Raw genomic sequence first — 19,060 nt, 5'->3', positions numbered from 1 at the left:
CGGCGTTCGGGGGGCGAGCAGAAGGTGTCCGCCGTAGGTTCGTGGTGGGCGCGACCTGCGCCGCCGTCGAGGAGGGGAGCACGACCGTGACCGCCACCGGCATCATCACCGCGATCATCATCGGCGCCATCATCGGTGCCTTGGGCCGGCTGTTCGTCCGGGGGAAGCAGAACATCTCGATCCTCGTGACGATCCTCATCGGGATCGTCGCCGCCCTGCTGGGCACGTGGATCGCGAGCCTGTTCGACGTCAGCGACACCGGCGGCATCGACTGGATCGAGCTCCTGTTCCAGATCGTGCTGGCCGCGATCGGCGTCTCGATCGTCGCCGGGATGGGCGGCCGCCGGAAGAACGTGACCTGATCCTGTCCGGGCTGCTCAGCCCGTCGTCGCGTCGCCCGCACGGCCGTCGTCCGCGTCGTCCGTGCGGGCGCGCGCATGTCCGAGGACGTCCCGCACGATGACGGTCACGGGCGCGGACAGCATCGCCCCCAGGAGGCCGGCGAGCACGGCGCCCACGATCGTGGAACCGAGGTTGACGATCGGGTGCAGCCGCAGCTGGTCGGAGGACAGCTTGGTGAGCATCAGCGTCTGCACGACGTTCTGCACCACGAGGATGACGGCGAGCAGGATCAGCGCCGACGTCGGGCCCTGCGATCCCAGGGCGATGAGCACGGCGAACGCGCCGGAGAAGATCGCCCCGAGATACGGGATGTACGAGGTCACGAAGGTGACGAGCGCGATCGAGAACGCCAGCGGCACGTCGAGCAGGATCGCGCCGAGGCCGATGAGCACCGCGGTGACGAGGCTCGACGTCGTGAGCGCGCCGAAGTAGCGGCGCAGCGTGGCGGTGGCCTCGTCGACGACGACGCGGCCGGGCGTGCCGCGGACGGACGAGTGGCGCGCGGCGAACTCCTCGATACGGGGCCAGTCCGTCATCACGTAGAAGAGGAAGAAGACCGCGACGAAGGTGCCGACGACGAACGCCGCGGCGCTGGAGAACACGCTCCCGAACAGGCTGGCGACGCCGCCGGCCAGGGAGCTCGTCGTCTCGCTCAGGTCGACGCCGGACAGGTCGAGCGTCGTGCCCGCGAGCTGCTGCTGGAGGGTGTCGAGGCCGCTGCCCAACCGGTCGGTGATCTCCGCCGACTGGTCGACGACGCCGTCGGCCGTGACCCAGACGGCGACCCCGAGGACCGCGCCCAGCGCGACAAGCACGGCGAGGGAGCCGAGGCCGCGCCGCAGCCCCAGCCGCTCCAGGCGGTCGACCAGGGGGTGCAGCAGCACGCCGAGCACGGCGGCGACGACGAGGGGGACGGCGAGCCCGCTGATCGCCGACACGGCGGCGTAGACCACGACCGCGGCGGCGGCGACGCCGACCACCGCCCACCCGATCCGGCCGAGCCGCAGCACGCCGTCGCCGGGGTGCCGCGTGGTCGCCGGGGCGGGCACGGGGTCCTGGTGGGGCACGGTTCTCCTCGGGTCGGTCCCGAGCATCATCCCGCGCGGGCGCCGTCGTGCCACCGGGACGCGAACGGGCCGGCCGTCGGGGGACGGCCGGCCCGCTCGCGAACGGTCTATCGCTTACGCGCCTTGACGGTGGTCTCGGCAGTTCTCTCGCGCTTCTGCGCCCGCTTCTCCTTGAGGGAGAGCGCCGGCTGCTTCTTCGAGTTCTTGGCCACGGGAGTTCACCTCCACTCGCCTCCAGACGGGACGATGAACCGGCCACCATAGCAACGTCCCGCCGGGGCCGGGCGAGGCCGGTCGGCGGGACGTCGAAGGTGTCGTGGGAGGCGCGGGGGCGCAGGTCAGGCGGCCGTGCCGAAGTCCTTCCGGCGGCGTTCGCCGTGCGCCGTCTCGCCGTCGGGGACGATCGCGTCGGGCGGCACGACGACGCCGGACGGGACGCGGCTGTCGGTACCGAGGCGGGTGCCGGAGCCGACCCGGGCGTCGTCGCCGACGACGCCGCGGACGCCGACGTGCACGTTCTCGTCGACGCGGGCTCCGCGCCCGACGACGGCGTCGACGTCGACCCAGCTGAACCGGCCCACCTTGGCGTGCGCGCCCACACGAGCGCCGGCCTCGACGTACGCGCCGGGCCTGATGGTGGCGTCGGGGTGGACGCTCGCGTGCGGCGAGACGAAGCCTTCGCCGTTGTCGTGCCGGAGGTACCGGGTGAACTTCCCCGGCTCGTGCTCGACCTCGACCTTTCGGGGGATGCGTCGCAAGAGTGCTCCTCATGGTACGGGTGAATCTTGTGACATAACGCGCAAGCGGCGTCTGGTGTTCCCGGCAGCCGGGCGACGCCGGGTGTCGCGGCCTCAGCGGCGGGACGACCTGGCCGCCGCGACGAGCTCGCGCGCGCGCACGTCGGGCAGGTAGCACCGCACGAGCGCGAGACCGACGAGGGGAAGGGTCGCGGGCTCCGTCACGACGAGGTAGAGCGGGACGTTCCGCGGCTGGAACTTCATCTTGAAGCGGTGCAGGGACTCGAACCCGTAGAGCGGCTCGAGCCGTGCCGCGAGACGGTCGAGCACCGCGTCGACGCCGCCGGGGGAGGGCTCGTCGCTGTGCGCCAGCGGGCTGCCGGACAGCGAGGCCTCCAGGGCGCCCTCGTCGCGGAACTCCGTGAGCGCGGACGCGATGAGCAGCTCCATCGTGTAGCGGAACGAGTCGGGCGCGCGCCGCATGACGTCCAGCGTCCACCCCACCACCTCGCCGCCGGGCGCGTGCACCGGCAGCCAGCTCGTCACGCCGTGCACCCGGCCGTCGTCGTCGACGGCGAGGCCCACGCGCACCTCCGGGTCGAGGGCCTCGCGGACCCCGCCCAGCGTGAAGGCCATCTCCGGGAGGTCGCTGTCGCCGAGCCACGACTCGGAGATGGCCTGCACCTGCGCGAGGACCTCGGGGGGTTCCTCGGCCAGCCGCACCAGGCGGTGTCCCACGCCCTGCTTCGCGGCCTGGTTGAGCGCGGTCCGCACGTCCTGCCACTTCTTGCCCCGGAACTCGAGGCCCGGCAGGTCGATCACGGCCTCCTGGGCCACGGGAACGAGGGTCCACGCGCGCGCCCGTGCGATCGCGGCGACCTCCTCGCTCGCGGAGAAGAAGCACGACCCGGCCCCTGCTGCCGACGCCGCCCCGACGAAGGCGTCCACCAGCTCCGCGCGGCCCTCGGGACCGTCGCCCACCGGGTCCGTGAGCACGACGGCGACCCCGGCGTGCGCCTGGTAGGCGACGTACCCGTCCTGGTCGTCGGGCACCCAGCGGTGGCTGCCGTCCCAGGTAGTCATCCAGGCCAGACGTTGACCCGCCCCCAGCCGCCGGAGCGTGGCCCGGGCGCCGTCCTGGTCGAGGTGGGTCGCCTCCGACGGGCGTGCCTTCCGTCGGGCGCGGAACGACGTCCGGCGCACGACGAGCAGCGCCAGCGCGCCGGCGTCCAGCAGGAGCATGAGCACGTACAGCGGCAGCTCGCCGCGCTCGAACGCTGCGGCGGCTACCACGAGGAGCGCCTCCGAGACGACCCCGAGCACGGTGAGCACCAGTGCGACGCGCCACCACGCGCGTCGGCCCCGCAGCAGCCCCACGGCCAGCACCAGGTCGACCGTCACGGCGATGATGCCCGTGGGCCAGTCGTCGCCGGTCGTGGCGCCGAGCGGCCCGGCCGCGGAACCGGCCGCGAAGCTCGTGAGCACCACGAGCAGGGCGGAGATCGCGAAGTACCCTGCCGCCGTCGCCCGGTCCCGCTGCACGCGCCCTGCGCGCGTCCGGGCGCCGAGCCGCGGGCCCAGCACGGGGCGCGCGACGACGAGTCCCGCCACCCAGCCGACGACGTGCTCGACGTCGGCGATCCCGCCCCAGGCCACGAGGGCGACGAGCACGTAGATCGCGACGAGGGCGCTCAGCCGGAACCGCCACGGCGGCGCCAGGCTCAGCGCCGTCACCGTGACCGCGCCGACGACCCCCGCGCTGAAGCCGACGTCGAGCACCTGGGCCAGGCGTTCCGCCCAGTCCCAGCCCGTGCGGGCGAGGAGGGCGAGGCTGCCCGCCGTGCCGACGACGCCGACGAGCTGGCAGGTCACCGCCGTGACGACCGCGCGCCGGGTCCCGAGGCGGAGCTCCGTCCAGCCGACGAGCAGCAGGAAGACCCCGGCGACCGCCACGTACTCCCACGGTTCGAGGGCGAACAGCGAGCCCGTGACGGGCGTCCACCACCGTCCGTCGGCGAACGCCGGTGCGCCGAACGCGACGACGTCGAACCACGGGTGGTCCTCGAACGGCGACCACAGGGCGCCGGTGACGACGCCGAGCACGAGCATCAGCGCGACGACCCCGAGCGTGAACGGGACACGCCGCGCCGTGCGCAGCAGCCCCGGTGTCGTGGAGGCGGTCGGGGGTGGTGCCGCTGCCTCGGCGGTGGCCTCGGTCACGTGACTCCTCACCTCGGATGAGGGCATCATTCCGCGGCGGGCGCCGTGGCGCGCGTCGTCCGGCCCGCCCGGAGGTGGCCCGGGACCGGTGCGATCGGGGATCATCAGCGGGATGAGCGGCGAGCGGGCAGGACGAGGTCGACGTCGGCGCGTGCTGGCAGTCGCGGCCGGGGCCGTCGTCGTGCTGCTGGGCGTCCTGGCGCTGCTGGTGTGGAACGGCGTGCTCTGGCCCAACCGCCTGGCCGCCGACCGGTACGCCGTGCGCGGCGTCGACGTGTCCGCCTACCAGGGCGAGATCGACTGGCCCGTCCTCGCGGACCAGGACCTCGACTTCGCGTTCATCAAGGCCACCGAGGGCTCCGCCCACGAGGACGAGCGGTTCGCGGCGAGCTGGCAGGGCGCCCGCGCGACCGACCTGCTCGTCGGCGCCTATCACTTCCTCTCCTTCGAGAGCCCCGGCGCCGACCAGGCGGCGCACATGATCGACGTCGTGCCCGCCGAGAGCGGCACCCTGCCGCCCGTCGTCGACGTCGAGTACTACGGCGACTTCGCGGCCGACCCGCCGACGGTCGACGAGCTCCGGGGCATCCTCGACCCGATGCTCGACGCGCTCGAGGAGCACTACGGCGTGCCCCCGATCCTCTACACGACGCAGCAGATCCGGACGGACTACCTGGGCGACGACTACGACCGGTACCCGCTGTGGATCCGGTCCGTCGCCTCCACCCCCGACCTGCCGCGCCGCGACTGGGAGTTCTGGCAGTACTCCGACCGCGACACCCTCCCCGGCTACGCCGGCGAGGAGGAGCACATCGACATGAACGTGTTCAACGGCACGATCGGCGACCTGAGCGCGCTGACCCAGCCGTAGCCGCATACCGTCGGCGGCGTGATCGATCGATGGACATGGCCGGCCGTGGTGGGCGTCGGCTTCGGGGTGCTGGTCTTCCTCGGGGTGCTGATCCCCGTGCTGCTGGTGCAGCAGCGGAGGTACGGGCGGCTCGACGCGCGGCGGGTGCTCGGCGCCGCGGCGCTCGCGGTGTACGTCGTGACGCTGCTCGCGTACACGCTGCTGCCGCTGCCGTCGGGGGACCTGGCCGCGTGGTGCGCGGCGCACGGGGTGCCCGGGGCGGAGCTGGTGCCGCTGCACTCGCTGGACGACGTCCGCCGGGACACGGCGGGCCTCGGGCTGCTGGCCACGCTGCGCAGCGCCGCGGTGCTGCAGGTGGCGTTCAACGTGCTGCTCTTCGTGCCGTGGGGCGTGCTGGCGCGGCGATACCTCGGGTGGGGCGTGGCCGCGTCCACCCTGAGCGCGCTGGTCGCGTCGGTCGCGATCGAGACCGTGCAGTACACGGGCATCCTCGGCATCGTCCCGTGCTCGTACCGCGTCGCCGACGTCGACGACGTCCTCACCAACACGCTCGGCGGCCTCCTGGGCGCGCTCGTCGCGCCCGTGGTGCTGCGCTGGATGCCGCAGGCGCGCGAGCTCGCCGCCGCGCGCCTGGAGCCGCGGCCGGTGACGTTCTGGCGCCGCGTCCTGGGGATGGTCACCGACCTGCTCGCCGCGTCCGCGCTGGGGGCGGCGCTGCAGCTCGCCTACCGGGTGGCGATGCTGGCGACCGGGCGGGACGTCCCCTCGGCGACGACGTGGCCCGACGTGCTGCTCGGCACGGTGGCGCCCGCCGTCGTGGTCTTCCTCCTGCCGCCGTGGTTCGGCTCGGGCGCGTCGCTGGGGCAGCGCGCGGTGTGGCTGGAGCCGCGCTGGCCCGACGGCGCCGGGGCGCTGCGGCGCGGCCCGCTCGCGCGGCGCCTCGCCCGCGGGTACCTCCTGCTCGGCCTGTACGGGGCGCTCGGGATCGTGGAGGCGGTGCCGCCCGGCGACGCGTCGAACGCGTGGGCCGGGGCGCTGCAGAACGTGGTGGCGCTCGCGGCCCTGGTCGGCGTCGTCGCGACCCACGACCGGCGCGGCCTCGCCTGCGTCCTCACGGGCGCGCGGATGGTCGACGCGCGGACGGGGGCGCACCGACCGCGGTGACGGCACGTCTCGCTCATCTGTGACGATCATGACGCTCGTTTGCTACGTTGGTCCTTCCCGTACCCGACGGAGCAAGGACGCACCATGACCGCACTCAGCGCAGAGACCGTGTCGTCGCTGGCAGGCGGCGACCTGCCGCTCGCCGTCCCCCAGTACGACCGCACCAGCCTGCGCGCCGGCATCGTGCACCTGGGCGTCGGCGGGTTCCACCGTGCGCACCAGGCGATGTACCTGGACCGGCTGATGAACGCCGGCGAGGCGCACGACTGGGCGATCTGCGGCGTCGGCGTGCTGCCCCACGACGCCCGGATGCGCGACGCGCTCGCCGCGCAGGACGGCCTGTACACGCTGGTGCTCAAGCACCCCGACGGCACGCTCGAGGGCCGTGTCATCGGCTCGATCGTGGACTTCCTGCTCGCGCCGGACGACCCGGAGGCGGTGCTGGAGAGGATGGCGTCGCCGGAGATCCGGATCGTGTCGCTGACCGTCACGGAGGGCGGCTACAACGTCAACCCGGTGACGGGCGAGTTCGACGCCGACGACCCGGCCGTGCGTGCGGACCTGGAGCCCGGCTCCGTGCCCGCCACGACGTTCGGGCTGGTCACGGAGGCGCTGCGCCGCCGCCGGGACCGCGGCGTCCCGCCGTTCACGGTGCAGAGCTGCGACAACATCCAGGGCAACGGCGACGTCGCGCACCGCATGTTCGCCGCGTTCGCGCGGCTCAAGGACCCGGAGCTCGCCGGGTGGATCGAGGAGCACGTCCCGTTCCCCAACTCGATGGTCGACCGCATCACGCCCGTCACCACGGACGACGACCGCGCCATGGTGGCCGAGCGGTTCGGGGTCGACGACGCGTGGCCGGTCGTGGCGGAGCCGTTCACGCAGTGGGTGGTCGAGGACCGGTTCGCCGCCGGCCGGCCGGCGTGGGAGGACGTCGGCGCGCAGCTCGTCGACGACGTCGAGCCGTACGAGCTGATGAAGCTGCGCCTGCTCAACGCCAGCCACCAGGCCCTGTGCTACCTCGGCTACCTGGCCGGCTACCGGTACGCGCACGAGGTCTGCGCCGACGAGACGTTCGTGCGCTTCCTGCGCGACTACATGGCCCGCGAGGGCGCCCCGACGCTGCTGCCCGTGCCGGGGGTGGACCTCGAGGAGTACCAGGACACGCTGATCGAGCGGTTCGCCAACCCGCACGTGCGCGACACGCTCGCCCGCCTGTGCGCCGAGTCCTCCGACCGCATCCCGAAGTGGCTCGTCCCGGTGATCCGGGCGAACCTCGCCTCCGGCGGCGAGGTGCACCGGTCCGCGGCCGTCGTCGCCGCCTGGGCGCGGTACGACGAGGCCGTGGACGAGCAGGGCGAGCCCATCGCGATCGTCGACCGCCTCGCGGACCGGCTCAAGGCCGCCGCCGCACGGAACCACGACGACCCGCTCGCCTTCGTCCGCGACGAGGAGCTGTTCGGCGACCTGGCCACCGAGCCGCGCTTCGTCGAGGCGTACACGGCCGCGCTGGACTCGCTGCACACGCTCGGCGCCCGGGCGACGGTCGAGCGCCTCGTCGCGGGCTGAGCCCGGCGGCGGCCGTCAGTCCGTCGTGCGGTCGTGGGCCGCAGCCTCCCGGATCTTGCGGGCCTCGGCGACGGCGTCGCGCCGCTTGCCGGCCTTCTTGTCGCTGGCCCTGGTGTCGCGGGGCGGGAGCTGGAGGGTCTCCTCCGCCGCGATCCCGCCCTGCAGCTGCCGGCTGCGCTCCAGCTCCGCGTCCAGCTCCGCGCCGAAGAGGAGCGCCAGGTTGGTGATCCACAACCACAGGAGGAACACGATGACGGTGCCGAGCATCCCGTAGGACCCGTAGCTGCCGAAGTTCGCCACGTAGAAGCCGAACGCTGCCGAGGCGATCGCCCACGCCACGATCGCGACCAGGGCGCCGACGCTGATCCAGCGGAACTTCGGCTGCTTCACGTTCGGTGTCAGGTGGTACAGGAGCGCGACCACGACCACGACGAGCAGGACCGCGACGGGCCACTTGGCGATGTTCCACACCGTGAGCGCGACGTCGCCCAGGCCGATCGCGGCACCGACGGACCTCGCGACCGGGCCCGACAGCACCAGGCTCGCCACGATCACCGCGGCGAGCACCACGACGACGAGGGTCACCAGCAGCAGCAGCGGGCGGAGCTTCCAGATCGGGCGCCCCTCCTCGACCTCGTACACCCGGTTCATCGCCCGCCCGAACGCCGTCACGTACCCGGAAGCCGACCAGAGGGCGATGACGAGGCCGACGATCAGGGCGAGGCCCGCACCGGTGGAACCGACCAGCCGCTCCACCAGCGGCTGGACGATGTCGAGCGTCTCCTTGGGCAGGAAGTCGCCCAGCGTCGTCAGGATCGAGTCGAGCGCCGCCTCGGCGTCGCCGACGAAGCCGAGCAGCGAGACCAGGGCCAGCAGGGCGGGGGCCGCAGCCAGGACGGCGTAGTACGTCAGCCCCGCGGCCAGGTCGGTGCACTCGTCGTCCATGAACTCCCGCACGGTCCCCTTGAAGGCCAGCTTCCACGACGGCTTCTTGAGGTCCGGCGGCGACTCGGGCTTGCGGGGGTCGTCGGGAGCCGGCTCGGTGCCGTGCTGCTCGTGCGTGTCGGTCACGGGACCTCCTCGGGCGCGGCGGCGGTTCCGCCAGGGTCACCACCAGGCTCGATGCGTCCGCGAATGCCCGCAATCGGACGTCACGCGCCCGCGGCGTCCAGCAGCTCCTCGAGCGCGCCCGCGGCGGCGTCGTCGCACACGACGGTGGTGGCGATGCCGCCCGCGACGGCGGCGCGCAGGCCGGGCGCGGCCTCGCGCCCGTAGCCGGCGGTGACGACCTCGGGGGTGCGCACCAGCTGGTCGAAGGTCACGCCCACCACGCGGGCGTCGAGCGGCGTGACGACGCGGCGGCCCTCGGCGTCGAAGAGCCGCCCCGAGCACTCGGCGACGGTCCCCGCGGCGGTGGCGGCACGCCGCTCGTCACCCGTGACCTGCGGGAACACGGTGGAACCGGTGGCGGTCCACGCGCCGATCGCGACGACGGCGACGTCGAGGTCGTCGGCGCGGTCGAGCGCGGCGGCGACCTCGGGCTGCCGGCGCATGCCGGCGGCCGTGCCGGGGTCGGCCACGAGCAGCGGCGACCAGACCGGCCAGGTGCGCACGCCCGGCATCCGGCGGAAGCCCTGGATCATGTCGAGCGAGTCTCCCGACCCGTCCACCGGCAGCGCGCCGACCAGCTGCACGACGTCGCACGCGGGCAGGGGATCGAGGTGGCGCACCGCGATCTCGATCGTGCGGGACCAGGAGACGCCGAGGGTCGCGCCCTCGCGCACGTGCGCGGAGACGACGCCGGCGAGAGCGCGGGCGACCGACTTGCGCGTCGCCCCGGGGGTGCCGGCCGCGCCGGCGATCACGACCTCGCGCGCGCCGAGGCGCTCGGCCAGGCGCCGGGCGCGGCCTGCGTCCAGGTGCGCGGGGGGCGAGATCTCGATCCGTACGACGCCGCTCTCGCGCGCCTCGGCGAGCAGCCGGGCCACCTGGAAGCGGGAGATGCCGCGGGCGGACGCGATGTCCACCTTGGAGCGGTTGTCGAGGTAGTAGTCGCGGCTGACCTCCACGAGGAGGCGGGCGTGCTCGGCGTCGGTCACGGGATCATCCTCCTCGCTCGTCCGGCCGCCGCGCCACTCTGAGCGCTCGGGCCTTGCTCAGCTGAGCATCACCTACTACTGTCCAGACAGATGAGCGCAGCGCCGCATCTCATCTGTGCGCGCCGGGGCTCGTCGAGACACACCGACCGGACCGACGACGTGAGGACAGCGATGTCCCGACCACGAACCCGGAGGCTCGCCGCCGCGGGCGGCGCCGCCGTCCTCGGGCTCTCCCTGGCCGCCTGTGCGGGGGCGGGCGCCGTCGGCGGGGGAGACGGCGAGCAGATCGTCGTCGCGATCGTCTCGAACCCGCAGATGCAGGACGCGATCTCGCTCCAGGACGAGTTCCGCAAGGAGCACCCCGGCATCGACGTGCGCTTCGTGACCCTGCCGGAGAACGAGGCCCGGGCCAAGATCACCGCGTCCGTCGCCACCGGCGGCGGGGAGTTCGACGTCGTGATGATCTCCAACTACGAGACGCCGATGTGGGCCGAGAACGGCTGGATCGAGAACCTCCAGCCGTACGCCGACGCCACCGAGGGGTACGACCCGGACGACTTCGTGCCCAGCGTGCGGGAGGCGCTGTCGGTGGACGGCGACCTCTACTCGGTGCCGTTCTACGGCGAGTCGTCGTTCCTCGCCTACCGCAAGGACCTCTTCCAGCAGGCCGGCCTCACCATGCCGGACCGCCCCACCTGGGACGACGTCCGCGAGCTGGCCGCCGAGCTGAACGACCCGTCGCAGGACTTCGCGGGCATCTGCCTGCGCGGCCTGGCCGGGTGGGGCGAGGTCATGGCTCCCATGACGACCGTGCTGAACACCTATGGCGGGCAGTGGTTCGACGAGGGCTGGAACGCCCGCCTCGACTCGCCCGAGGTGCGTGAGGCCGTCGAGACGTACGTCGACACCGTGCAGCAGTACGGGCAGCCGGGCGCCGCGACCTCCGGCTTCGGCGACTGCCTCACCCGGTTCGCGCAGGGGCAGGCGGCCATGTGGTACGACGCGACCTCGATGGTCTCCTCGGTCGAGGACCCGGCGTCGTCGACCGTGGCCGGCAAGACCGGCTACGTGCCCGCGCCCGTGAGCGACACCGACGCGGCGGGCTGGCTGTACTCCTGGTCGCTCGCGATCCCGTCCACCAGCGAGCACAAGGACGCCGCCTGGGACTTCGTCTCCTGGATGACCGACAAGGACTACATCAAGCTCGTCGGCGAGCGGCTCTCCTGGGAACGGGTGCCGCCCGGCAGCCGGCTGTCCACCTACGAGCTCCCGCAGTACGCGGAGGTCTCGGAGGCGTACGCCGACGCGACCCTCACCGCGATGAGCGAGGCCACGCAGGAGAAGACGATGGTGGCGCCCGTGCCCTACCCGGGCATCCAGTTCGTCGGCATCCCCGAGTTCCAGGACCTCGGTACCCGCGTGGGCCAGCAGATGTCCGCCGCCATCGCCGGCCAGAAGTCCGTGGCGGACGCGCTGGAGCAGTCGCAGCAGTACGCCGACACGGTCGCCGAGACGTACCGCAAGGAGAACGAGCGATGACCGCCGTCACCACGCAGGCCGGGAACCTGCGGCGCGCGCAGGCCCAGCGCGCCGCCCGCGCGGACAAGCACCAGTTCTCCCGAGCCGAGCGGTGGCGCCGACGCGGCCCGCTGCTGCCGGCGCTGATCTTCACGATCGTCGTCACGCAGATCCCGTTCCTCGTGACGATCTGGTACTCGCTGCACTCGCGGAACCTGCTGCGCCCCGACTCCGACCTCTTCGTCGGGCTCTCGAACTATCTCGACATCGCGCGCGACTCGGTGTTCCGCCAGACGGCGCTCAACTCGGTGGTCATCACCCTCGGCTGCGTGCTGGTCGCGATGGTGCTGGGCATCGTGCTCGCGATCCTGCTCGACCGGCCTTTCCGCGGCCGGGGCGTGGCGCGCACGCTGCTCATCACGCCGTTCCTCATCATGCCCGTGGCCAGCTCGGTGCTGTGGTCGATGGCGATGCTCAACCCGACGTACGGGCTGTTCAACTGGACGCTCGGGCTGGTGGGCATCGACCCCGTCGACTGGACCTCGACGTACCCGATCGTCGCGATCCTCATGGCCCTGGTGTGGCAGTGGACGCCGTTCATGATGCTGCTCGTGCTCGCCGGGCTGCAGGCCCAGCCGAAGGACGTGCTCGAGGCCGCCGCGATGGACGGCGCCGGCTGGTGGCGCACCTTCGGGTCGATCACCCTCCCGCAGCTGCGCCGGTACATCGAGCTGGGCGTGCTGCTCGGGATCATCTACGTGGTCAACACGTTCGACCAGATCTACCTCATGACCGCCGGCGGCCCCGGGACGGCCAGCGCCAACCTGCCGTTCTACATCTACCAGCGCGCCTTCCTCGGCTTCGACGTCGGGCAGGCCGCCGCGATGGGCGTCGTCGTCGTCATCGCCACGATCATCGTCGCCTCCGCCGCGCTGCGGCTCATCTTCCGCAGCTTCGACGTCAAGGAGTGAGCATGACCGCCACCGAAACGGCCCCGCGCACGCCTGTCGCTCCGCCCCCGGCCGCGCGCCGCTCAGGCCGGAGCAGCGTCGCCGGGGGGCTGCTCACCACGCTCACCTGGATCCTCGCGCTCGGGTTCTTCTTCCCCGTCCTGTGGATGGCGATGACGGCGTTCAAGCAGGAGAACCAGGCGTCGTCCGACCCGCCCACGTGGTTCTTCACGCCGACGCTCGACCAGTTCCAGGCGGTGATCGGGGAGTCCGGGACGTACGTCGCGAACTCGGCGATCGCCACCGGCGTCTCGACCGTCCTCGTGCTGCTGCTCGGCATCCCCGCCGCGTACGCGCTGTCGATCCGGCCGGTGGAGAAGGTCAGCGACGTGCTGTTCTTCTTCATCTCCACCAAGATGCTGCCGGTCGTGGCCGTCATCGTGCCGATCTACGTCATCGCCGGGCAGCTCAAGGTGCTCGACAACGTCTGGACCCTCGTCGTGCTCTACACGGCGATGAACCTGCCGATCGCGGTGTGGATGATGCGGTCGTTCTTCCAGGAGATCCCGGCGGAGGTGCTCGAGGCCGCCGCCGTCGACGGCGCGGGGCTGATGAAGACGCTGCGGTCCGTGCTGATCCCGATGGTCGCGCCCGGCATCGCCGCGACGGCGCTCATCTGCGTGATCTTCGCGTGGAACGAGTTCTTCTTCGCGCTCAACCTCACCGCGTCGCGCGCCGCCACCGTGCCGATCTTCATCGTCTCGACGATGACGAGCGAGGGCCTGTTCCTCGCGCGGCTCTGCGCCGCCGCGCTGCTGGCGTCGCTGCCGGTGATCCTGGCCGGGTGGATCGCGCAGAAGCAGCTGGTGCGCGGCCTGTCGATGGGCGCCATCAAGTAGGGGCGGCACCGCTGCTGCGAGCAACGGAGGCCTGCCAGAGGGTGGGGAGCGCCGGCCCGGCACGGGCGCGACCGTGCTCCCGATCCTGCGGAGGAGACCCTCATGACCGCGAACCGCCCCTCGAACGATGCGGACCAGCCCGTCCCCGGCGGCGTCGTGCCGGGCGCCCCGACGCCCCGCACCGCGGCCCCGGACCGACGCGGCCCGACCGGCTGCCCGTTCCACCCGGGCGGCGAGCCCGACGACCGCCCCGACCCTCGCGCGCAGGCGGGGGACCGGCTGACGACGGCGCAGGGCCTGCGCGTCGACGACACCGACCACTCGCTCACGGCGGGTCCGCGCGGCCCGCTGCTCATGGAGGACCACCACTTCCGCGAGAAGATCACGCACTTCGACCACGAGCGGATCCCGGAGCGGGTGGTGCACGCCCGGGGAGCCGGCGCGCACGGGACCTTCCGCGCCTACGGCAACGCGGCGAGCGTCACCCGGGCGGCGTTCCTCGCGGAGGCGGACCGGGAGACCGACGTCTTCGTCCGCTTCTCGACCGTGCTCGGGTCCCGTGGGTCGGCCGACACCGTCCGCGACGTGCGCGGCTTCGCGACGAAGTTCTACACCGCGGAGGGCGTCTTCGACCTGGTGGGCAACAACTTCCCCGTGTTCTTCATCCAGGACGCCGTGAAGTTCCCCGACATCATCCATGCCGGCAAGCCGCACCCGGACCGTGAGATCCCGCAGGCGCAGAGTGCGCACGACACCTTCTGGGACTTCATCTCGTCGCACACCGAGTCGACCCACATGGCGATGTGGGCGATGTCCGACCGGGCGATCCCGCGCAGCTACCGCACGATGGAGGGCTTCGGCGTCCACACGTTCCGCCTCCAGGCCGCCGACGGCTCGACGTCGCTGGTGAAGTTCCACTGGAAGCCCCTGCTGGGCGTGCACTCGCTGGTGTGGGAGGAGGCCCAGATCGCCCAGGGCGCCGACCCGGACTTCCACCGCCGCGACCTGGCGGACGCGATCGACGCCGGGGCGTTCCCGCAGTGGGAGCTGGGGCTCCAGGTCATGCCCGACACCCCCGACGAGACGTTCGAGGGGATCGACCTCCTGGACCCCACGAAGATCGTGCCGGAGGAGCTGTGCCCCGTGCAGCGCGTCGGCGTCATGACGCTGCACGCCAACCCCACGAACTACTTCGCCGAGACCGAGCAGGTGGCGTTCCACGTGGACCACCTGGTGCCGGGCATCCACGTCACCAACGACCCGCTGATGCAGGGGCGTCTCTTCTCCTACCTGGACACCCAGCTGACCCGGCTCGGCGGGCCCAACTTCGCGCAGCTGCCGATCAACCGACCGCACGCCCCGGTGAACGACATGCTCCGCGACGGCATGCACCAGACGGCCGTGCACTCCGGCGTCGTCGCCTACAAACCGAACGCGATCGACGACGACCGGCCCGTGGCGTCGCCCGAGGACGGCTTCGTCACCGTCCCCACGCCCGTCGAGGGCGTGAAGGTCCGGGAGAACCCGGTGTCGTTCGCCGACCACTTCACCCAGGCGCGGCTGTTCTGGCTGTCGCTCACGCCCGTCGAGCAGGCGCACGAGGTCGAGGCGTACACGTTCGAGCTCGGCAAGTGCGCCTCCGACGGGATCCGCGAGCGCATGCTGGCCAGCCTCGCCCGGGTCGACGGCGACCTGGCCTCCCGCGTGGCGGTGGGCCTCGGGCTCGAGGCGCCGGCGGCCGAGCTGCCCGAGGGTGTCGAGCCGTCACCCGCCCTGTCGCAGGTGCCGAGCGAGCCCGGCCGCGTCGACGGCAGGGTGGTCGGCGTGGTCGTGGCCGACGGCGGCGACCTCGGGGTGGTGGGCGCGCTGCGGTCGGCTCTCGGCGCGGAGGGTGTCGTCGTCCGGGTGGTCGCCGTGCACGGCGGTGAGGTGGTCTCGGGGGCGGAGCGGGAGACCGTGGAGCGGACCCTGCTGACGACCCGGTCCATCGAGTACGACGCGGTGGTGGTGGCCGACGGCACGGCGGGTACGCCCGCGGGAACCGACCCGCGGACCGTCGTCCTGCTGCAGGAGGCGTTCCGCCACGGCAAGGCGATCGCGGCGCTCGGGACCGGCCGCGAGGTGCTGGTGGCCGCGGGGGTGCCGGAGGGCGCGCCAGGGGTCACGCTCGCCGACGCCGGGGCGGAGGTGGCGCCCACGCTGCGCGAGGCGCTCGGGCTGCACCGGGCCTGGGACCGGCTCGCGACTCTCGCGTGAGCCCGGTCAGCGCGCCGCCGAGCCCTCGGTGTCGCGCGGGGGGCTCGTGTGGAGCAGGTCGCGCGCCTGCTCGGCCGCGCGCGTGATGCTGTCGGCGACGAAGTCGATGAAGCGCGCCATGTTCTCCAGGCGCGCGCCCGCGGCCGAGTCGCGGCCCAGGACGTCGACCCCCTGCCGGGCGGTGGCGGCGAGCGCGGCGTTGGAGCGCGCGGCGGCGATCATCGACTGGTACCAGGCGTCGCCGTCGGCGGCGTAGCGCTCGCGGCGGCCGTCCTCGCGCTCGCGGCGGATCAGCCCCAGGTTCTCCAGCAGCGCGACCGCCTTGGACACCGACGCCGGGCTCACCTGCAGCCTCTCGACCAGCTCCGCCGCGGTGAGGCTGCCCGAGTCCGCCACGTACAGCCGCGTGAGCACGGCGGAGGCCATGCGGGGGAGGCCGGACTGCATGAGCAGCGTCGTGAACGTCTCCTCGTACGCCCGCAGGGCCGCGTCGTCGGGCGCGGCCCCCGAGCCGGACGGCGCGCGCGGCGTAGCGGGGCGACGACGGTGCGCGCGCTGCTGGGTGGCGCGCTGCGCGAGGTCGGCGCGGTAGCCGCCGGGGCCGCCGTTGCGCATCACCTCGCGCGTGACGGTCGACGTCGGGCGGTCGAGCCGGCGGGCGATCTCGGCGTACGCGAGGTCGTCGGCGAGGCCCAGCGCGATCTGCTGGCGCTCCTGGGCGGTGAGCCGGCCTCCCGGCATGGCGTCCTCCTGGGTCGGGGCGGGTGCCACGTTACGTTCACTTCGAGTCAGGTGCAACGAGTTCAGGCGGCACGGTTGCGTTGATGTTCGGGTCTGATGCAACGATATATGCATCGTGACCTGCAGCGACACATTTCTGGTGCAACATTGCTCTTGCTGGATTCGCGAACGCAACGTAGCGTTTCCCGTGTCAGAAAGTCACCGCACCGACCATCGCAGGAGCTGAGAACGATGCAGAACTTCGCCACCCCCGCCCCCGTCTCCGCCGTCGTCGACGTCCCGGCCGGGCGCCTCACCTTCGTCGCCGCCGACCGGTCCGACACCACGGTCGAGGTGCGGCCCGCCGACGCCTCGAAGCGCCGCGACGTCGAGGCCGCCGAGCAGACCACCGTCGCGTACACCGACGGCGTCCTGCGCGTCGCGGCGCCCGACGGGCACCGGGCCTTCGGGCCCTCCGGGTCGGTCGAGGTCACGGTCCAGCTGCCCGCAGGGTCCGCGGTCGAGGTCACCGCGGCGAGCGCCCCGCTGCGCGGCGTCGGGCGCCTCGGCGCCGTCGTCGTCGAGACCGCGCACGGCGACGTCAAGATCGACGAGGCGGCGAGCGCCCGCCTCTCCACGCAGGCCGGCGACATCACCGTCGGCCGGCTCACCGGCCCCGGCACGCTGAGCACCGCCAAGGGCGACCTCCGCGTGGAGGAGGCCGTGCAGGGTGCGCTCGACCTGAGCACGCAGGCCGGCGACGTGACGGTGGGCGTCGCGTCCGGCGTCACCGCGTCGCTCGACGCGGGCACGACGCTGGGCCGCATCCACGACGCGATCACGAACAGCGGCGGCGACGTCCAGGTCGCGATCCGCGCCACCACCACGATGGGCGACGTGTCGGCGCACAGCCGCTGAGCCGATCCGACGCAGATCCCGGACCCGCCGGGCCGACGAGTACCGTCGGCCCGGCGGGTCTGTCCTGTCATGACCCCCACCGGAACCCTCGACGCCCGCTTCAGCGAGGCCACCGCGCCCACCCCCTGGCCGGAGGTCGAGGCCGCGCTGACGGCCGCGACCCTCTACCGGCTCGTCACCGTCCGGGCGGACGGCCGCCCGCACGTCACACCGCTCGTCGGGCTGTGGACCGACGACGGCTTCGTCTTCTGCACCGGCCCGGGCGAGCAGAAGGCCCACAACCTCGCGCACAGCCCGCACGTGGCCGTGACGATCGGGTCCCCGGAGTGGGACTCCGGGCTCGACGTCGTCGTGGAGGGCGTCGTCGTCCGCGCGACCGGCGAGCCGGAGCTCCGCCGGCTCGCCGACGGCTTCCGCGCCAAGTACGGCGACGCCTGGGACTTCGAGAACGACGACGAGTCCTTCGACCCGCACGGCCAGCGCGCGCTCGTCTACCGCGTCGTGGTCGACAAGGTGCTCGCGTTCGCCAAGTCGCCGCACGGGCAGACGAGGTTCCGCCCCTGACGTCGCGTCACGTCGCCAGGTCGGGGTCCAGCGGGAGGGTGAGCGCCGTGCCGCACTCGCCGACCCCGTCGAGGACGGTGGCGGCCCACCCGTCGGCGAGCTCGTCGTGCGTCACGAGGGTCTTGGACCGGAGCGTCGTGGGCGGGCCGTCCGCCGCGTCCTGCGCCGCCACCGGCCAGGCTCCGTCGGCCCAGCCCGCGTCGCCGTCGTCGGGGGCGGTCGTGGCGGGCTCGTCGCCGGCGGCGCGGGCCTCGAGCGTGGGGGTGCCGGTAGGCCGCGTCGGCCAGTCCGCGGGCACGGTCCACCGCGCGCCGAGGCGCCACGTCGTCGTCCCGTTGCGGTGGATGCCCAGCCGTGACTCCCAGCTCTCCGTGCGTTGCGCGACGATCGTCGCCGACGCCGACACGTCGGCGCTCTCGTCCGTGAGCTGGCAGGACCCGACGACCACGGGCCCCTCGGACCGGGCGCCCGAACCGGCCAGCAGGCTCATCCCGGCGGCGGGCACGCACAGCACGAACGCGACGACGCCGGTGACGGGGCGCGGCCAGCGCAGCCAGGACGCGGGCCGGTCGCGGGAGGCCCGTAGCCGCGCGACGAGCGGGTGCGGGGACGGCGCCGTGGTGCAGACGGCGACGGTGCCGAGCAGCGAGTCGGCGAAGGTACGGCCGTCCTTCCGGAACGCCGAGCGCAGGTAGCCGATCAGCAGGATGGCGTCGAGCACGTGCGCGAACCAGCGCAGCACGGTGCCGGGCAGCCCGATCGGCCGGCCGCTGCGGTCGTCGACCACCGCGACGTGGGCCACCCGCTTGCCCGGCGTCATGCCCGTGTACGCCTGGAGGATCCCGAGCGCGAGCAGCGCTCCCGCCGTCCAGGCCGCGCCGCCCGCCCCGCCGGGCCTGCCCAGGCCCGGGAGCGCGGCGAGAGTCGGCGCGGCGCCCGTCGCGAGGAAGGCCACCGCCGCCACGAGCGCGGAGTCGAGGAGCGTGGCCAGCACCCGCAGGCCCCACGCCGCCGGCGGCGCCGTCGTGAACGGGTCGAGGGCGTGCTCGACGGGCCGGTCCCGCCCCGGCAGCGCGTCGCGGCGGGACGCCGTCGTGGTCATGGTC

General features: G+C 73.3%; 17 protein-coding genes. 10 read left to right on the top strand and 7 right to left on the bottom strand.

Annotated elements, in window-relative coordinates; translation table 11 throughout:
• Positions 1-86: 86 nt before the first annotated feature.
• The gene (locus ACFQ8T_RS00910) at positions 87-362 is read left to right on the top strand and encodes a GlsB/YeaQ/YmgE family stress response membrane protein (protein ID WP_430544691.1); all 276 of its coding nucleotides are present in this window, start codon (positions 87-89) and stop codon (positions 360-362) included.
• A gap of 15 nt (positions 363-377) precedes the next feature.
• On the opposite strand, the gene ACFQ8T_RS00905 is transcribed toward ACFQ8T_RS00910, so the two are convergent.
• From ACFQ8T_RS00905 to ACFQ8T_RS00895, 3 genes are all read right to left on the bottom strand, one after another.
• A complete protein-coding gene (locus ACFQ8T_RS00905; RefSeq protein WP_430544690.1) occupies positions 378-1,469 on the bottom strand; it encodes an AI-2E family transporter in 1,092 nt (363 codons plus the stop codon).
• A 338-nt stretch (positions 1,470-1,807) separates the two neighbouring features.
• Positions 1,808-2,227, bottom strand: a complete 420-nt coding sequence (locus ACFQ8T_RS00900) for a transferase (RefSeq protein ID WP_429762977.1) — start codon at positions 2,225-2,227, stop codon at positions 1,808-1,810.
• 93 nt (positions 2,228-2,320) lie between these two features.
• Positions 2,321-4,426: a bifunctional lysylphosphatidylglycerol flippase/synthetase MprF gene (locus ACFQ8T_RS00895; RefSeq protein WP_430544689.1), complete on the bottom strand. Its 2,106-nt coding sequence runs from the start codon at positions 4,424-4,426 to the stop codon at positions 2,321-2,323.
• A gap of 151 nt (positions 4,427-4,577) precedes the next feature.
• Here ACFQ8T_RS00895 and ACFQ8T_RS00890 point away from each other — a divergent pair, with 151 nt between their 5' ends.
• The 3 genes from ACFQ8T_RS00890 (at position 4,578) to ACFQ8T_RS00880 (ending at position 8,030) form a co-directional block, all read left to right on the top strand.
• On the top strand, positions 4,578-5,297 hold the full coding sequence (locus tag ACFQ8T_RS00890; RefSeq protein WP_430544688.1) for a GH25 family lysozyme: 720 nt from the start codon (positions 4,578-4,580) through the stop codon (positions 5,295-5,297).
• An 18-nt stretch (positions 5,298-5,315) separates the two neighbouring features.
• Positions 5,316-6,461, top strand: a complete 1,146-nt coding sequence (locus ACFQ8T_RS00885) for a VanZ family protein (RefSeq protein ID WP_430544687.1) — start codon at positions 5,316-5,318, stop codon at positions 6,459-6,461.
• An 84-nt stretch (positions 6,462-6,545) separates the two neighbouring features.
• Positions 6,546-8,030 (top strand): mannitol dehydrogenase family protein, encoded by a 1,485-nt coding sequence (locus ACFQ8T_RS00880; RefSeq protein WP_430544686.1) that lies wholly within the window; start codon positions 6,546-6,548, stop codon positions 8,028-8,030.
• 15 nt (positions 8,031-8,045) lie between these two features.
• On the opposite strand, the gene ACFQ8T_RS00875 is transcribed toward ACFQ8T_RS00880, so the two are convergent.
• Both ACFQ8T_RS00875 and ACFQ8T_RS00870 read right to left on the bottom strand, forming a co-directional pair.
• Positions 8,046-9,101, bottom strand: a complete 1,056-nt coding sequence (locus ACFQ8T_RS00875; protein ID WP_430544685.1) for a YihY/virulence factor BrkB family protein — start codon at positions 9,099-9,101, stop codon at positions 8,046-8,048.
• Between the two features lie 80 nt (positions 9,102-9,181).
• Positions 9,182-10,129, bottom strand: coding sequence for a sugar-binding transcriptional regulator (locus ACFQ8T_RS00870; protein WP_430544684.1), 948 nt, complete (start codon positions 10,127-10,129; stop codon positions 9,182-9,184).
• Between the two features lie 171 nt (positions 10,130-10,300).
• Here ACFQ8T_RS00870 and ACFQ8T_RS00865 point away from each other — a divergent pair, with 171 nt between their 5' ends.
• From ACFQ8T_RS00865 to ACFQ8T_RS00850, 4 genes are all read left to right on the top strand, one after another.
• Positions 10,301-11,668 carry an ABC transporter substrate-binding protein gene (locus ACFQ8T_RS00865; protein WP_430544683.1) on the top strand — a complete coding sequence of 456 codons (1,368 nt, stop codon included), beginning with the start codon at positions 10,301-10,303 and terminating at the stop codon, positions 11,666-11,668.
• The gene (locus ACFQ8T_RS00860; protein WP_430544682.1) at positions 11,665-12,618 is read left to right on the top strand and encodes a carbohydrate ABC transporter permease; all 954 of its coding nucleotides are present in this window, start codon (positions 11,665-11,667) and stop codon (positions 12,616-12,618) included. Before ACFQ8T_RS00865 ends, ACFQ8T_RS00860 begins: the two co-directional genes overlap by 4 nt.
• A 2-nt stretch (positions 12,619-12,620) precedes the next feature.
• Positions 12,621-13,496, top strand: a complete 876-nt coding sequence (locus ACFQ8T_RS00855; RefSeq protein WP_430544681.1) for a carbohydrate ABC transporter permease — start codon at positions 12,621-12,623, stop codon at positions 13,494-13,496.
• A 102-nt stretch (positions 13,497-13,598) separates the two neighbouring features.
• On the top strand, positions 13,599-15,752 hold the full coding sequence (locus ACFQ8T_RS00850; protein ID WP_430544680.1) for a catalase: 2,154 nt from the start codon (positions 13,599-13,601) through the stop codon (positions 15,750-15,752).
• A gap of 6 nt (positions 15,753-15,758) precedes the next feature.
• On the opposite strand, the gene ACFQ8T_RS00845 is transcribed toward ACFQ8T_RS00850, so the two are convergent.
• Positions 15,759-16,493, bottom strand: a complete 735-nt coding sequence (locus ACFQ8T_RS00845) for a MarR family transcriptional regulator (RefSeq protein ID WP_430544679.1) — start codon at positions 16,491-16,493, stop codon at positions 15,759-15,761.
• Between the two features lie 231 nt (positions 16,494-16,724).
• Between ACFQ8T_RS00845 and ACFQ8T_RS00840 the strand changes: the two genes are divergently transcribed.
• Both ACFQ8T_RS00840 and ACFQ8T_RS00835 read left to right on the top strand, forming a co-directional pair.
• Entirely contained in the window at positions 16,725-17,390 is a 666-nt protein-coding gene (locus ACFQ8T_RS00840; protein ID WP_430544678.1) for a DUF4097 family beta strand repeat-containing protein, read from the top strand.
• 69 nt (positions 17,391-17,459) lie between these two features.
• Positions 17,460-17,954 carry a pyridoxamine 5'-phosphate oxidase family protein gene (locus tag ACFQ8T_RS00835; protein ID WP_430544677.1) on the top strand — a complete coding sequence of 165 codons (495 nt, stop codon included), beginning with the start codon at positions 17,460-17,462 and terminating at the stop codon, positions 17,952-17,954.
• A gap of 7 nt (positions 17,955-17,961) precedes the next feature.
• Here the strand turns inward: ACFQ8T_RS00835 and ACFQ8T_RS00830 are convergent, their stop codons facing one another.
• A complete protein-coding gene (locus tag ACFQ8T_RS00830; protein WP_430544676.1) occupies positions 17,962-19,056 on the bottom strand; it encodes an RDD family protein in 1,095 nt (364 codons plus the stop codon).
• Between the last annotated feature and the right edge of the window lie 4 nt (positions 19,057-19,060).

Origin of the sequence: Isoptericola sp. NPDC056618, assembly GCF_042792715.1 — a bacterium.
Taxonomy (GTDB): domain Bacteria; phylum Actinomycetota; class Actinomycetes; order Actinomycetales; family Cellulomonadaceae; genus Isoptericola; species Isoptericola nanjingensis.
This window is presented reverse-complemented; position numbering and strand designations above follow the sequence as displayed.